Source organism: Streptomyces marianii, from assembly GCF_005795905.1.
GTDB classification, from domain to species: domain Bacteria; phylum Actinomycetota; class Actinomycetes; order Streptomycetales; family Streptomycetaceae; genus Streptomyces; species Streptomyces marianii.
In genome coordinates this window covers 4,148,094-4,163,050 of record NZ_VAWE01000001.1, presented here as the reverse complement: position 1 = coordinate 4,163,050, position 14,957 = coordinate 4,148,094, and the positions used below count along the sequence as shown (strand labels likewise).

The window sequence follows — 14,957 nt, the reverse complement described above, 5'->3', positions numbered from 1 at the left end:
GGGTGCTTACTGCTTGCCGCAGTTCGAGGCCAGCTTCTGCTCCTCCTCCGAGAGGGTGGGGCCCGGAGAGGGAGACGCTGCGGTCGGCTTGGTCTGGGCGGACTGGGTCGAGGGCTGCGTGCCGGTCGTACCGCCGGCCTGGCCCTCGCCCGGCGGCGTGCCCGCGGCCCGGTCCGCGGCGGCCCGGCGCTGCTCGTCCTTCTTGCAGACGGCGGCCTGTGCGCCGAGCTCCTGGATCTTGTCGCGGGCATCGCCGAGGCTGCCCTCGGTGATGGTCTCCTTGACCTGCTTCTGCTGGTAGGGCGGCAGGTACTTGAGTTCGATCTCGGGGTGGTCCTTCTCGACCTTCGAGAGCGAGAGCCAGGCCAGGTCCTGGCTGATGCCCCGGTACAGCGCGATGTGGTCCTCGTTCGCGCCGACGTAGTACTGGGTCTGCGTCCAGCGGTATCCGCCGTAGAGGCCGCCGCCCACGACTCCCAGCGCGAGCGCGATGAAGAAGGATCTCTTCAGCCACTTCCGGCCGCGGCGCGGCTTGACGAAGTCCTCGTCCGTGTACGCGCCGTAGCCGCCCTCCGGCGGCATCCCGCCGTAGCCGACGTCGTCGCCGCTCCCGGGCGGACCGAAGCCGCCTCCCTGCGGCGGTGCGGCGGGCCGGCCGAGGCCGGACGCGCGGCCGGCCGGGGTCTGCATCGCTCCGCCGTCACCCAGCTGCGCCTGGTTCTCGGCGACGGCGCCGACGACGACCGGGGTGTCGCTGAGCGCGCCGGCGAGGGTGTCGCCGGAGTCCGTGTCGAGCACGTCCGCGACGATGCAGGTGATGTTGTCGGGGCCGCCGCCGCGCAGGGCGAGCTGGATCAGCTCCTGCACGGTCTCCTGCGGGCCCTGGTAGCTGGCGAGGGCCTCCTCCAGCGTCTGGTGGGACACGACACCGGACAGTCCGTCGGAGCAGATCAGATAGCGGTCGCCGGCCCTCACCTCGCGGATGGAGAGATCGGGCTCGACGTGGTCGCCACTACCCAGCGCGCGCATCAGCAGGGCGCGCTGCGGGTGGGTGGTGGCCTCCTCCTCGGTGATCCGGCCCTCGTCGACGAGCCGCTGCACCCACGTGTGGTCCTGCGTGATCTGGGTCAGCACCCCGTCCCGGAGCAGGTACGCGCGGGAGTCGCCGACGTGTACGAGGCCGAGCCGCTGCCCGGTCCACAGCAGCGCGGTCAGGGTGGTGCCCATGCCCTCGAGCTGGGGGTCCTCCTCGACCATCAGGCGCAGCTGCTCGTTGGCCCGCTGCACGGCGGTACCGAGCGAGGTGAGGATGTCCGAGCCAGGGATGTCGTCGTCGAGCTGGACGAGCGTGGAGATGACCTCCGACGAGGCGACCTCGCCGGCCGCCTGGCCGCCCATGCCGTCGGCGATCGCGAGAAGGCGCGGACCGGCGTAACCGGAGTCCTCGTTGCCCTCCCGGATCATGCCCTTGTGCGATCCGGCGGCGAAGCGCAGTGACAGACTCATGTGCACCTGCCCTGTCGACGCTGCCTCGGGGTACAGCCGGTCTCGAGCCACACTGCCCACCCTCCGGTCGGGAGCCTGCCCCGGTCCGTCGCCGGGACCGCTGCGGGGTCCGTGCGGACCGCCGCGGCTCGCTCGCTCCGCTCGCTCATTGTCGTACTACTTCCGCAGCTCGATGACGGTCTTGCCGATGCGGATCGGCGCGCCCGGCGGAATCGGTGTCGGGGTGGTGAGCCGGGTCCGGTCGAGATACGTGCCGTTGGTGGACCCGAGGTCCTCGACGATCCACTGGCCGTCACGGTCCGGGTAGATCCTGGCATGCCGGCTGGAGGCGTAGTCGTCGTCCAGCACGATCGTGGAATCGTGCGCACGGCCCAGCGTGATCGTCTGCCCCTGCAGCGCGACCGTGGTGCCGGTGAGTGAGCCTTCGGTGACGACCAGCTTCGTGGGCGCCCCCCGGCGCTGGCGCGTCGCCTGCTGGCGCTGCTGCGGAGGCGCGGCCGCCTGGCGCGCGGCCTGCTGCGGCCGCGCGTCGGCGTTGCGGCGCGAGCCGCGCTGCGTGACGCGGGTGCCGAACAGGTCGCTACGGATGACCTGGACGGCCACGATGACGAACAGCCACAGAACGGCCAGGAAACCCAGCCGCATGACCGTCAGGGTCAGCTCTGACATTGCCCCCGCTTCACCCTTCGGCTTGCCGGTAAACGATGGTGGTGCTGCCCACGACGATCCGCGAGCCGTCGCGGAGCGTAGCGCGGGTGGTGTGCTGCCCGTCCACCACGATGCCGTTGGTGGACCCGAGATCCTGGATCGTCGAGGGCGTTCCGGTCCGGATCTCGCAGTGCCGGCGGGAGACGCCGGGGTCGTCGATCCGCACGTCGGCGTCGGTGCTGCGGCCCAGCACCATCGTCGGGCGGGAGATCTGGTGGCGTGTGCCGTTGATCTCGATCCAGCGGCGCACCGGGGCGCCCGGCGTCGGACCGGGTGCCGTCGGACGCCCGCCATGGGCTGCTCCCGGGCCGGGCCTGCCTCCGCCGGGCGGCGGAGCGGGCGGCATGGGAGGTGCACCGACAGGAGGGTAGCCGTACCCGCCGCGCTGGGCACCCTGCGGGGCGCCCGGGTGACCCGCCTCCGGGCCGGCGTGGGCGCGGTCGGGCGACTGTGACGTACTCGACGCGAGGGTGCGGCTGCGCACCCGGTACAGACCGGTGTCGAGGTCGTCGGCCTTCTCCAGATGGACCTTGATCGGGCCCATGAAGGTGTAGCGCTGCTGCTTGGCGTAGTCCCGGACCAGTCCGGAGAGCTCGTCGCCGAGCTGGCCGGAGTAAGGGCTGAGTCGCTCGTAGTCGGGCGCGCTCAGCTCCACGATGAAGTCGTTGGGGACGACCGTGCGGTCCCGGTTCCAGATGGTCGCGTTGTTGTCGCACTCGCGCTGGAGGGCGCCCGCGATCTCGACCGGTTGGACCTCGGACTTGAAGACCTTGGCGAAGGTGCCGTTGACCAGACCTTCGAGCCGCTGCTCGAAACGCTTCAGAACTCCCATGGGGCACCTCCTCCGTCGATGTCGTCCTGGTACTGCTTACTGATCGTATCCACGCGTCGGGAAATCGGCTGGTTCCCCTTGTCTGCCCCGTCGATGAGTGTCACCTCTCACACGGATCGTAGAGGCGGCCTCCTGACAGTGTCCCGCACTCGGGGTGCACCCCGGGGGAGCGGGGGGAGGTGCACCCGGGAGAAGTGCCGGCGGCCGCGCTGCGTTCCTCGTCTGTCCCTCTCCGGTTGTCCGTGTCCTCGTCCTCCAGCCCTGCCTCTTCTCCTCCGCGGGTTCCGCTTGTGTGGCCGGTGCCCGTCCGCCGCCTTCGCTCCTTCAACGTCGCGGGGGCCGGTGAGGGTGCCCCTCACGCGGCCGAGGCGGTGCCCGGGGCCCGGCACCGGAGGCGGTGCGCGGTGTGCCCGGCAGGCCTCTGCTGTGTTCTCCGCCGCCGGGAGCCGCCCGAAACAACGGATGTGAATCCACCCTCCGCACCGTGCTAATCTTCTGCATGTCGCCAGGCGCTCGCACCGAACAGGTGAGGGAGCAGGGGGCAAACACCCAAATGCGCGGGTGGCGGAATAGGCAGACGCGCTGGATTCAGGTTCCAGTGCCCGCAAGGGCGTGGGGGTTCAACTCCCCCCTCGCGCACCAAGGGATACCGACGAAAGTGTCCTGGTAGCACCGACGAAACAGTCGGCATCGTGATCACGATGCCGACTGTTTCGCTTTTCTGTGCTGGTCAGGTGGGGTGTGGTGCGGCTTGCACGCGTGACTGCCCGGCGGCTGGGGAGCCGCCGGGCAGTCGGGTTTCGCGTCTTCGGTTGTCGAGCTTCACGTGGCTGACTGAGGTGTGACCTCGACTATGCGGTCGCCTTGGTGAGGTATCCCTTGGGGTCCGGGTGCCCGAGGGTTTGGTGTTGCGGCGGCGGGTGGGCCGACGGTGGGGTTGGTTCGCCGTGGAGAACGATGCTGCCGGCCCAGGTGGCGAGTTTGCGTTTGTTGGCATGGGCGAGCTGGAAGGCCAGGAGGAAGGCCTGGGCGGCGATGCCGCGAATGCGGCGGGTGCCGCCGGACTCCAGGTGTTCGTAGAGGGGGTCTTTGCCGAAGCCGTTCATGCCCTCGATGGCGTTGCGGAGCCGGAAGTAGACGCGCTGCCATTCCGCGGTGCCGTACTGGAGGGGCTGCCAGAGCTGGGCGCCGGCCTCGGGCGGGAGGGTGATGGTGCGCTGGGTGCAGGCGAGGGGTGAGCCGGCGGGGCGGGGGCGAGGTCGATGAGGGGCAGGTGGATGCCCCGGCCGAGGGTGTAGGGCTTGAGGGAGCACTGGCCGCGGTTGGCTTCGGCGGGGCACATCATGCGGCGGTGGCCTTCGGCATCGGCGCGCTGTTTGGGCAGGAAGGGGTAGATGGTGTGCTGCCGGATCCGGTTGATCCAGGTCTGCTTGTCGATCTTATTGACGACGAGGTCCTTGGTGGCGTCCTTGAGGGACTGGGGCATGGAAGGGCGGTACCAGTTGCCCTCGATGAGTTCGGCCCCGGCGAACTGGGCCTGCACGCCGAGCTGATCCTTCGCGTAGTCGTAGACGGGCTGGTAGCCCAGGGCGCGGATGGGGGGCTGGGACTTGTCCGGCTTCTCGTCGGGGTAGAGGCGGTCGCCGGCGAGGTAGCGGCGGGGGTAGCGGGGATCGTGCTGGAGGGCTTCGAGGGCGACTTCGGCAGGGCGGTGGCTGGGCTTGTCGAGGGAGAAGGCGACGATCAGGGAAGGGACGACGCCGAGGTTGGCCGAGCCGTCGGGCAGCGGTGCGCCGTCGTGGCTGGGGTCACGGGCTACGACGAGGCAGGCGTCGTAGCCGTACAGGCGCTTCTTGACCCGCTCCTGTGGCGGTGCGTCGGTCACGAGGGGGTCCTTGTGCTTGGCGGTGCGGACGTACCAGCCGGCGTCGGGGTCGCTCGCCGTGACCGGGCTGTTGGCCGACATGCCTTTCGCGTACGTGCCGATGACCGTGGCGTCCAGGGCTACCGAACCGTTCCAGCGGCCTTCCAGCAGGGGGTGGGCATCGAGGAGGGACATGACGGTGATCCGGTTGGCGACCCGCACCATGAGCGAGTGCTTGCCGGCGAGTTCGTCGAGGTCGGCCTCGCTGAAGAGGCGGGCGACGAGCTCGCGGTCCAGGCGGTGGTTCTTGGGCACCGGCGAGGGGTCCACCGCGCTCTTGATGCGGTGGAAGAGGCGGCGGACGACGTGGTAACCGGCTTCGAAGCCCCGGTAGTGGTCGGCATAGCGAGAGATGCCGAGCTGCTCGCGCACCTTGTCGGACAGGCCGAAGAAGAGCAGGTTGGCCACCGCTGTGAGGGTCACCGTGCCACTGTTGCGCGCGGCGGCCAGCCACATGCCCAGGAACAGCGCTCGCACGGTGAGTGTCCGGTTGCGGCCGGTGGACTGGGCGACGAGGGGTTCGACCTCGGATACGAGGCCGGAGGCGTCCAGCGCGGCCAGTACCTCGTAGACCTCGGCGTCGGGGACAGACGGGCGGTGGATACGGAGCTTGGCGATGTGATCCTCGCGGTCGAGGCTGCTGGTCATCTACAGCTCCCTCAACATGGCGGCGGCCTGGTCGGGCGGCAGGTTGCGGACGTAGGGCAGGATCCGGTCGATCGAACGCAGAGTGGTCAGGCCGGCGGCGGCCATCAGCGTGGGCAGGTACATGCGGGCCTCGACGGCGTCGACGAGCCAGGTTGCACGGGTCCGGCCCATCACCAGGGCCGGTGTCCCGGGGGTGCGCTTGGTACGGGCGAGGAAGTTGGTGACGGTGTTCGTGCCCCGGGCATGGCTCGCGGGGCGGAAGAGGTAGCGGGCCTGGCCAGGGAGACAGGCCCAGGCGGTGGCAGGCGAGGACGGAGCCCATGCTGTGCCCGAAGAGCACCAGCGGGCCGTCGAGCCACGGGGTGAGCGCTTCCACGACCTGGTCGGCGAGCTGCCGCAGGTCCTCCAGGGGCTGTTCGGCCAGGCGGTCCTGGCGGCCGGGGTACTGCACGAGCAGCACCCGGTTCCCGGCGGACAGCTTCGCCGAGAGGGAGTGGTACGTGGCCGCCGAGCCGCCCGCGTGCGGGAAGCAGACCAGGGTGGGGCCGTCCCCGCCCGGCTCGTGGTATTGGCGGATCCAGCCGCCGTGCCCGGGCTTGTACGTGGTCGTGGTCATGGTCGGGTTCGTCGCGGTCGCCGTGGTCATCGGCGCTCACCTCCGGCCGGCAGGAGCAGGTCGCTGGTGACGTCGGCGACGGTCGGGCAGCCGGCCAGGGCCAGCGCGAGATCCAGTTCGGCGAGCAGGCACGTGAGGACGTGCGCCACGCCGTCCCGGCCGTCCAGGGCGAGCCCGTAGAGGTACGGGCGGCCGTAGAGCACCGCGTCCGCGCCGAGCGCCAGCGCCTTCAGGACGTCGCTGCCCGTGCGCACCCCCGAGTCGAGGAGGACCGGGACGTCGGGACCGACGGCGGCGCGCACGGCGGGCAGCGCGTCGAGCGCCGCGACCGAGCCGTCGAGCTGACGCCCGCCGTGGTTGGAGACGACCAGGCCGTCGACGCCGTACGCGCGGGCCCGGCGGGCGTCGCCCGGGTGGAGGATGCCCTTGAGGAGGATCGGCAGCCGGGTCAGTTCCCGCAGCCACGGCAGGTCGTCCCAGGTCAGCGACGGATTGCCGAAGACCCGCGCCCAGTGCTCGACGACGGCCCGGCCGTCGGCGCCAGCCGGCAGGCCCGCCCGGAAGACGGGGTCCGAGGTGAAGTTGGCGAGACCCGCGCCGTGCAGGAACGGAAGGTAGCCGTGGTCCAGGTCCGTCGGCCGGTAGCCAAAGGCGGGCGCGTCGACCGTGAGGACGAGCGCGGTGTAGCCGGCGGCCTCCGCGCGGCGCACCAGGGACTCCGCGACCGCCCGGTCCGACGGCCAGTAGAACTGGAACCAGCGCTCGCCCTCCGGGGCGGCGGCCTCGGCCACCTCCTCCAGGCTGTGGGAGGAGCCGGTGGACAGGACGACCGGCACGTTCGCGTCCGACGCGCCCCGGACGGTGGCGAGTTCGCCCTCCGGGTGGACCACGGTCTGCGAGGCGATCGGCGCGAGCAGGACCGGGGCGGGCAGGCGGCGGCCGAAGAGGGAGACCGACAGGTCGCGCGTGCTGACGCCGCGCAGCATGCGGGGCACGAGCCGGTGGCGGTCGAACGCCTCCCGGTTCTCCCGGCCCGTGCGGCCCGTCCCCGCGTTGCCGATGACGTATCCGCTCGCGCCGGCGTCATCACCTTCCGTGCCGCGTCCTCCAGGGCCGTCAGGTCGGTGGGCAGGCGGGGGACGCGGCCTTCGCAGCCCGCTCGGTAGATCTCTCGCACCAGCTCGGCGGGGGCTGCCTGCATGGCGTCTCCTCTCAGGGACGTGGGGGTGGGGGGTCGATGACGGGTGGGGGTGGTGTCGGGGCGGCTGGTCACGTGAGGTCCGCCCGGATCAGCTCGGTGAGCCGGCGGGCCGCGCCGGTGGCCGGGTCGGCCAGGGCGAAGTGGCCGCCGGGCAGCACCTCGGTGTGCGCGGCGCCGGTGGTGTGGTCCGCCCAGCCGCGCGTCCGGACGACGTCGGCCTTCGGGTCGGCGTTGCCGAGGAGCACCGTGACCGGGACCGACAGGGTGGCGTCGGCCGGGCAGCCGTAGCGGCGCAGGGCGCGGTGGTCGGTGCGGAGCAGGTCGATCACGTGCCGCAGGACCTCCTCGTCGATGAGCAGCTCCTCGGGGACCCCGCCGAGCCGGCGCAGCTCGGCGACGATCTCGGCGTCGGTGCACGCGTCCAGGTCGCGCTCCTGCCAGTCGTGGGACGGCGGCAGCGCGGCCGAGACGATCAGCCGGGTCGCGGCGTCCGTCGCGGCGAGCCGACGGGCGGTCTCGAACGCCACCAGGGCGCCCATGCTGAGGCCCGCGAGGAACAGCGGCCGGTCGTCGGCGCGGTCCGTGAGGGCCCGGGCCACCTCGTCGGCCAGGGCCGCGATCTGCCCGGGGTGGGGGTCGGAGCGGCGCTCGTGCCGGCCCGGGTACTGGACGGCGTCCACGGCGATGTCCGCCGGGAGCGCGGCCGACAGCTCCGCGAAGGCCCGGGCGGTGCCGCCCGCGTGCGGGAAGCACACGAGGCGGGCGGCGGCGTCCGGCCGGGGGTGGAAGGCGCGCAGGCAGCGCGCCGAGGTGCGGGCGGCGGTGGTCACGCGGCACCGCCGCCCGCGCCGGTGCCCATGGCGGCGAGCACACCGTGCAGACGGTCGCGCGCGGCGTCGCGCAGCAGGTCGCTGAGCGGCTCCTCGGTGAGCTCGGCGGCGAGCCGGACGATCTCGTCGAGCGCCGCCTCGGCCGCCGTGGCCGTCGTGGCCGTCTCCTGGGCCGATTCCTGGGTGGGGTGGCCGAGTTGGGTGTGGAGGTGGTCGACGAGGTCGGTGGGGGTGGGCCAGTCGTAGATGAAGGTGGCGGGGAGTTTGATGCCGGTGGTCTTGGTGAGGCGGTTGCGCAGTTCGACGGCGGTGAGGGAGTCGAAGCCGATCTGGTCGAAGACGCCGTGGATGTCGACCGCCTCGGCGGAGGCATGGCCCAAGACCGTCGCGATCTCCCGGCGCACCACCTCCATCAGGTCGCCCGCCGGCCGCGCCGGGCGCGGCGCGAGAACTCGTACCGGCGCGGGCGCGGCGGCAGCGGCCGGTGCGGGCGCCGAGGCCGGGACCAGGGACCGCAGTAGCGGCGGGAGCGTACCGGCGGCGCTGCGGGCGCGCAGACCGTCCGCGTTCCACTCCGCGGCGACCGCCACCGGCACATCGCGGCGCAGCGCCGCGTCCAGCATTGCCAGGCCGTGCTTCACCGGCAGCGGCGCCACACCCGTACGGGCCATGCGCGCGAGGTCGGTGTCGGTCAGGCCGCTGCCCATGCCGCCAGAGCCCTCCCACAGGCCCCAGACCACCGACAGACCCGGCCGTCCGGCGGCGCGGCGCCGCTCCATCAGGCCGTCCAGGAAGGCGTTCCCGGCGGCGTAACCCGCCTGGCCCGCCGAGCCGAGGGTGCCGGCGATTGAGGAGAAGGCGACGAACGCGCTCAGGTCGAGACTGTCCGTCAGCTCGTGCAGGTGCAGCGCGGCGTCCACCTTGGCGCGCAGCGTGCGGTCGAGCTTCTCGGTTGTCAGGGAGGTGAGGAGGCCGTCGTCCAGGACGCCTGCCGCGTGGACCACGCCGCCGACGCGGACACCGCGCGCGGCGAGATCCGCCAGGGTGGCGGCGAGCGCGTCACGGTCGGCGGCGTCGCACACCGCCGTGTGCACCTCGGCGCCCAGGTCGCGCAGTTCGTCGAGTGCGTCGGCGGTCTCGCCGGACGCGGCCGTCGCCGCGCTGCGCCCCAGCAGGACCAACTGCCGCACCCCGTGGTCGGTCACCAGGTGGCGGGCGGTCAGCCGGCCGAGCCAGCCGAGGCCGCCGGTGATCAGGACGGCCCGGGACGGGTCCCAGGGGCCGGTCTCGTCCGGGAGGGCGAGGACGACCTTGCCGATGTGCCGGGCCTCGGCGAGGTGACGGAAGGCGTCGGGGGCGCGGCGCACGTCCCAGACGGAGACCGGCGGCGCCTGGAGGGCGCCCTGTTCGAAGAGGCCGAGCAGGGCGGTCAGCATCTCCTGGATGCGGTCGGGTCCGGGCTCGCGCACGTCGTACGCCCGGTAGTTGACGCCCGGGTGCGCGGCGGCGACGGCGGCCGGGTCGCGCCGGTCGGTCTTGCCCATCTCCAGGAAGCGGCCGCCGCGCGGCAGCAGCCGCAGCGAGGCGTCGACGTACTCGCCCGCGAGGGAGTTGAGCACCACGTCGAAGCCCTCGCCGCCGGTGGTGGTCCGGAAGCGCTCCTCGAAGTCCAGGCTCCGGGAGGAGGCGATCCGGTCCTCGGCGAGGCCAGCGGCGCGCAGCACGTCCCACTTGGCGGGGCTGGCCGTGGACCAGGCGCGGGCGCCGAGGTGGCGGGCGATCTGGAGCGCGGCCGTGCCGACGCCGCCGGTGCCCGCGTGCACGAGGACCGACTCCCCGGCGCGCAGTCCGGCGAGGTCGACCAGACCGTAGTAGGCGGTGAGGTACGTGACGGGGACCGCGGCCGCCTGGGTGAAGGACCAGCCCTCGGGGACGCGGCACACGAGCCGGTGGTCGGTCACGGAGACCGGGCCGACACCGGAGAACAGGCCCATCACCCGGTCGCCGGGGCGCAGTCCGGTGACGCCGGGGCCGATGTCGAGGACGACGCCGGCTCCCTCGCCGCCCTGGCCGGGGTTCTCGGCGGAGACGTCCACGGCGGGCGGGATGACGCCGAGGGCGAGCAGGACGTCGCGGAAGTTGAGTCCCGCCGCTCGCATCCGTACCCGGATCTGGCCGGGGGCCAGCGGCGCGTCGGCCTCGGGCCAGGGCTCCAGGGTCAAGTCGGCGAAGGACTTGCGGGCGACGTAGTCGAGCCGCCAGTGCGGGGCGTCGGCGGGCGGGACGAGGCCCCCGGCCGGGCCGTCCGAGTCGAGTACGGGACGGTGGGCGACGCCGCCGCGCAGGGCGAGCTCCGGTTCGCCGGTGGCCAGGGCCGCCGGCAGGGAGCGCCGGGACTCGGCCGTGCCGTCCTCGTCGACGAGGAGGAAGCGGCCCGGGTGCTCGCGGTCGGCGGAGCGGAGCATGCCCCAGACGGCCCGCTGCCCGGGGGCGGCGACCGCATCTCCGCCGACGGCGACTGCGCCACGGGTGAGCGCGACGAGCCGGGTGTGGTGCAGGCGCTCGTCGTCGACGAGGAGGCGGGTGACGGCCAGGGTCCGGTACAGGACCTCGCGGACGCCTTCGGCGGTCGCGGACCCGCCGTCGGCGGCGGGGCAGACCAGGACGACCAGGTCGGGGGCGGGCGCACCGGCGGCGAGCGCGGCGGCGAGCGCCTCGGCGTCCCGGTGGACGGCCGGGACGGCACCGGCCTCGCCGAGCGCGGCGGCCAGGGCCTCGGCCGCCTCGGCGGCGGTGTCCTCGGCGGTGCCGATCAGGGCCCAGCGGCCGGAGGCGGCCGGGGCGCGGGTCAGCGCGGGCAGCGGCGACCAGGAGGGGACGAGCAGGCCGTCGGGCTCGGTGCCGTTTCCGGTGCTTCCGGAGGGCAGCGGGCGGAGCGCGAGCGCGGCCACGGAGGCGACCGGGGCGCCGGTGGCGTCGGCGACCTCGACGGCGACGGAGCTCGCGCCCGCTGGGGCGAGCCGGACGCGCAGCCGCCCGCCTGCGGAGCCGTGGACGCGGACCCCGGACCAGGCGTAGGGCAGCAGCCCCGTACCGCCGTCGTGGATCACGCCGCCGGTGGCAAGGGGGTGCAGGGCCGCGTCGAGCAGCGCCGGGTGGACGCGGTACGCGTCCGGGCGGGCCGGGCCGTCCTCGGGCAGCGCCACCTCGGCGAAGGTCTCCTCGCCGCGCCGCCACATCGCGCCGACGCGCCGAAACGCGGGCCCGTAGGCGAGTCCGCGCGCCGCCAGGTCCTCGTACAGCGCGGCCGGCGGGACGGCGACGGGCTCTGCGCCGGTCGGCGGCCAGACGGAGAGGTCCGCAGGCCGCGTCTCGCCGCCGGAGACGCCGGAGACGCCGGAGATGCCGGAGGCGACGGAGCCGTGCGCGTGGCGGGTCCACCCCGACGGCTCGGCACCGTCCTCCCCGCGCGCGGGCTCGCGGCGGGAGTGCAGGGTGAGGGCGCGCGCCCCGGAGGCGTCCGGCGCGGCGAGGAAGAGCCGCAGCCGCACCGAGCCGTCCTCGGGCACGATGAGCGGGGCCTCCATGAGGAGTTCCTCGACGAGCGCGCAGCCCGCCTCGCGTGCGGTCCACGCCGCCAGGTCCAGGAGCGCGGTGCCGGGCACCAGGATCTCGCCCGCGACGCGGTGGTCCGCGAGCCACGGGTGCTCGGCCAGCGAGAGCCGCCCGCTGACCAGCAGCCCGTCGAGGCCGGGCACCTCGGCGACGGCGGCGAGCAGCGGGTGGTCCGCCGCGTCGAGACCGGCCGCGTCGGCAGTGCCGGCCGTGCCGGAGGTCCGCTGACGCGTCCCCTCCAGCCAGTAGTGGCCATGCTGGAAGGCGTACGTCGGCAGCTCGATGTGGCGGGCGGGCCGTCCGGCGAAGAACGCGTTCCAGTCGACGTCCGCGCCGTCCGCGTGCAGCCGGGCGACGGCGTCGAGCAGGGCGGTGACCTCCGGCCGGCGGCGGCGCAGCGCGGGCACGACCCGGTGGCCGCCGCGCGGGCGGCGCAGCCCGGTCTCCTCGGCGAGGCAGTTCGCGGCGATGGCGGCGAGGTCGCCGGAGGGGCCGAGGTCCAGGAAGCGGACGCAGCCGAGGCCGGCGAGGCTGTGCACCCCGTCCTGGAAGCGGACCGCCTCGCGGACGTGCCGCACCCAGTACTCGGGGTCGGCCAGTTCGGCCGCCGTCGCCGTCCGGCCGGTGAGGTCGGAGACGAAGGTGATCCGGGGCGCATGGAAGGTCATGCGCCGGGCGACGGCGCGGAACCGGTCGAGGGCGGGCTCCATCAGCGGCGAGTGGAAGGCGTGGCTGACGCGCAGCCAGGTGGCCTTCCCGCCCCGGGACTCGAAGGCGGCGACGACCGCCTCCAGGGCCTGCCGGTCGCCCGAGAGGACGGTGGCGCCGGGCCCGTTCACGGCCGCGACCGACACCCGGTCCTCGTACCCGGCGAGCAGCGCGAGCGCCTCGGCCTCGCCGGTGCGCAGGGCCACCATCGCCCCGCCCGGTTCCAGGCTCTGCATGATCCGGCCGCGGGCGGCGATCAACTCGGCCGCGTCCTCCAGGGAGAGGACCCCGGCGGCGTGCGCGGCGGCGAAGGCGCCGACCGAATGGCCGAGGACGGCGTCGGGCCGCACGCCCCACGAGTCGAGAAGGCGGTGGAGGGCGACCTCGCACGCGAACAGCGCGGGCTGGGTGTACGCGGTGTAGTGCAGGAGCGCCGCGTCGGCGGAGTCCTCGGGGGCGAAGAGCACCTCCCGCAGCGGGCGTTCCAGGTGCGGGTCGACGGCCGCGCAGACGGCGTCGAAGGCGGCGGCGTACGCGGGGAACGCCTCGTACAGCTCCTTGCCCGCCGCGGCCCGCTGGGAGCCCTGGCCGGCGAAGAGGAACGCGGTCCTGCCCTCCTGGGCGGTGCCGCGCACGGCCTCGGGCCCGCCCTTGTGGGCGGTCTCGGTGGCGAGGGCCCGCAGGCCGTCGAGGAGCCGCTTCCGGTCCTCGGCGACGAGCACCGCGCGGTGCGTCAGGTGGGAGCGGGACACGGCGAGGGAGCGCCCGAGGTCGGCGAGGTCGGCCGGGGACGCCTCGGCGGCCGGGTCGGCGGTCAGGTGGCGGTAGAGCCGGTCCGCCTGGTCGCGTAGGGCGGTGGCGGTGGCGGCGGAGAGCAGCACGGGGACGGCCGGCAGGGCCGCCTCGGCCGGTGCGGTCGCCGACGGCGCCGAGGACCGCGTGGCCGGCGCCTCCTCCGGGGCCTGTTCCAGGATGACGTGGGCGTTGGTGCCGCTGATGCCGAAGGAGGACACCGCCGCCCGGCGCGGACGGCCGTGCTCGGGCCAGGCCCGCTCCTCCGTCAACAGGGCAACCGAGCCGTCCGACCAGTCGACGTGCGGGGTGGGCTCGTCTACGTGCAGGGTGCGGGCGAGCACCCCGTGCCGCATCGCCATCGTCATCTTGATCACGCCGCCGACACCGGCGGCCGCCTGCGAGTGCCCGATGTTGGACTTGAGCGAGCCCAGGTAGAGCGGGGTGCCGGCGGCACGGGAGCGGCCGTAGGTGGCGATCAGGGCCTGGGCCTCGATCGGGTCGCCGAGCCGGGTGCCGGTGCCGTGCGCCTCGACCGCGTCGACGTCGGTCGCCGTCAGTCCGGCGGCGGCGAGCGCCTGGCCGATGAGGCGTTCCTGCGCGGGCCCGTTGGGGGCGGTGAGGCCGTTGCTGGCGCCGTCCTGGTTGACGGCCGAGCCACGGACGACGGCCAGGACGCGGTGCCCGTTGCGGCGGGCGTCCGAGAGCCGCTCCACGAGGATCAGCGCAGCGCCCTCCGACCAGCCGGTGCCGTCGGCCGAGCCCGCGAAGGGCTTGCAGCGGCCGTCGGGGGCGAGCCCGCGCTGCCGGCTGAACTCCACGAACGGCGTCGGCGTCGCCATGACCGTCGCGCCGCCCGCCAGGGCGAGCGTGCTCTCGCCGCGTCGCAGCGACGCGCACGCCAGGTGCAGCGCGACCAGCGAGGACGAGCAGGCCGTGTCGACGGTGAGCGCCGGGCCTTCGAGACCGAAGGTGTACGAGACGCGGCCGGAGGCCACGCTGCCTGCGCTGCCGGTGCTGAGGTAGCCCTCGTACTCCTCGGGGGCCGGGGAGAGGCGGGAGGCGTAGTCGTCGTACATCGTGCCGACGAAGACGCCGGTGCGGGAGCCGCGCAGACTGCGCGGGTCGATGCCGGCGTGCTCGAAGGTCTCCCATGCCGTCTCGAGGAGCAGCCGCTGCTGCGGGTCGATGGCGAGCGCCTCGCGCGGGGAGATCCCGAAGAACTCGGGATCGAAGCGGGCGGCGTCGCGCAGGAAGCCGCCCTCCCGCACATAGGACGTGCCGGGGGTGTCGGGGTCCTCGTCGTACAGCTCCGTCAGGTTCCAGCCACGGTCGGCGGGGAACGGGCCGACGGCGTCGACGCCGTCGGTGACGAGCTGCCAGAGGTCCTGCGGGGAGCGCACCCCGCCGGGGAACCGGCAGGCCATGCCGACGATCGCGATCGGCTCCTCGTCACGCTGTTTCAGCCGGCTGTGGGCCTGCTTGAGGCGCGCGTTCTCCTTGAGCGCTGTCCGCAGCGCCTCGACGACCTGCTGCTGGTCGGTGGACGTCATCGTGAATCTCCTACTGCCCTGTGG

The 14,957-nt window shown here is 73.9% G+C and carries 9 protein-coding genes, 1 tRNA gene and 1 pseudogene; 1 reads left to right on the top strand and 10 read right to left on the bottom strand.

The window, feature by feature from the left end:
• Positions 1 to 6 precede the first annotated feature (6 nt).
• The 3 genes from FEF34_RS18605 to FEF34_RS18595 all read right to left on the bottom strand — a co-directional run bounded on the left by FEF34_RS18605 (position 7) and on the right by FEF34_RS18595 (position 3,046).
• Entirely contained in the window at positions 7 to 1,506 is a 1,500-nt protein-coding gene (locus FEF34_RS18605) for a PP2C family protein-serine/threonine phosphatase (protein WP_138054174.1), read from the bottom strand.
• A gap of 156 nt (positions 1,507 to 1,662) precedes the next feature.
• Positions 1,663 to 2,175 carry an FHA domain-containing protein FhaB/FipA gene (locus FEF34_RS18600; RefSeq protein ID WP_138054173.1) on the bottom strand — a complete coding sequence of 171 codons (513 nt, stop codon included), beginning with the start codon at positions 2,173 to 2,175 and terminating at the stop codon, positions 1,663 to 1,665.
• A 10-nt stretch (positions 2,176 to 2,185) separates the two neighbouring features.
• Positions 2,186 to 3,046 carry an FhaA domain-containing protein gene (locus FEF34_RS18595; protein WP_138054172.1) on the bottom strand — a complete coding sequence of 287 codons (861 nt, stop codon included), beginning with the start codon at positions 3,044 to 3,046 and terminating at the stop codon, positions 2,186 to 2,188.
• Positions 3,047 to 3,601: 555 nt separating this feature from the next.
• Here FEF34_RS18595 and FEF34_RS18590 point away from each other — a divergent pair.
• Positions 3,602 to 3,688, top strand: a tRNA-Leu gene (locus FEF34_RS18590).
• Positions 3,689 to 3,897: 209 nt separating this feature from the next.
• On the opposite strand, the gene FEF34_RS18585 is transcribed toward FEF34_RS18590, so the two are convergent.
• From FEF34_RS18585 to FEF34_RS18565, 7 genes and pseudogenes are all read right to left on the bottom strand, one after another.
• The gene (locus FEF34_RS18585; protein WP_138054171.1) at positions 3,898 to 4,152 is read right to left on the bottom strand and encodes a hypothetical protein; all 255 of its coding nucleotides are present in this window, start codon (positions 4,150 to 4,152) and stop codon (positions 3,898 to 3,900) included.
• Complete coding sequence (locus tag FEF34_RS42955; protein WP_234042453.1) at positions 4,149 to 5,618, bottom strand: hypothetical protein; 1,470 nt, start codon at positions 5,616 to 5,618, stop codon at positions 4,149 to 4,151. The genes FEF34_RS18585 and FEF34_RS42955 overlap by 4 nt, the downstream gene beginning before the upstream one ends.
• Complete coding sequence (locus tag FEF34_RS42950; protein WP_234042452.1) at positions 5,619 to 5,789, bottom strand: hypothetical protein; 171 nt, start codon at positions 5,787 to 5,789, stop codon at positions 5,619 to 5,621.
• A 145-nt stretch (positions 5,790 to 5,934) separates the two neighbouring features.
• Positions 5,935 to 6,234: pseudogene (locus FEF34_RS42945) on the bottom strand (thioesterase II family protein); the annotation flags it as partial.
• Positions 6,235 to 6,260: 26 nt separating this feature from the next.
• Complete coding sequence (locus FEF34_RS18575; RefSeq protein WP_325063673.1) at positions 6,261 to 7,295, bottom strand: alpha-hydroxy-acid oxidizing protein; 1,035 nt, start codon at positions 7,293 to 7,295, stop codon at positions 6,261 to 6,263.
• Positions 7,296 to 7,503: 208 nt separating this feature from the next.
• On the bottom strand, positions 7,504 to 8,265 hold the full coding sequence (locus tag FEF34_RS18570) for a thioesterase II family protein (protein WP_138054170.1): 762 nt from the start codon (positions 8,263 to 8,265) through the stop codon (positions 7,504 to 7,506).
• Positions 8,262 to 14,897 (bottom strand): type I polyketide synthase, encoded by a 6,636-nt coding sequence (locus FEF34_RS18565; protein WP_456114792.1) that lies wholly within the window; start codon positions 14,895 to 14,897, stop codon positions 8,262 to 8,264. Before FEF34_RS18565 ends, FEF34_RS18570 begins: the two co-directional genes overlap by 4 nt.
• Between the last annotated feature and the right edge of the window lie 60 nt (positions 14,898 to 14,957).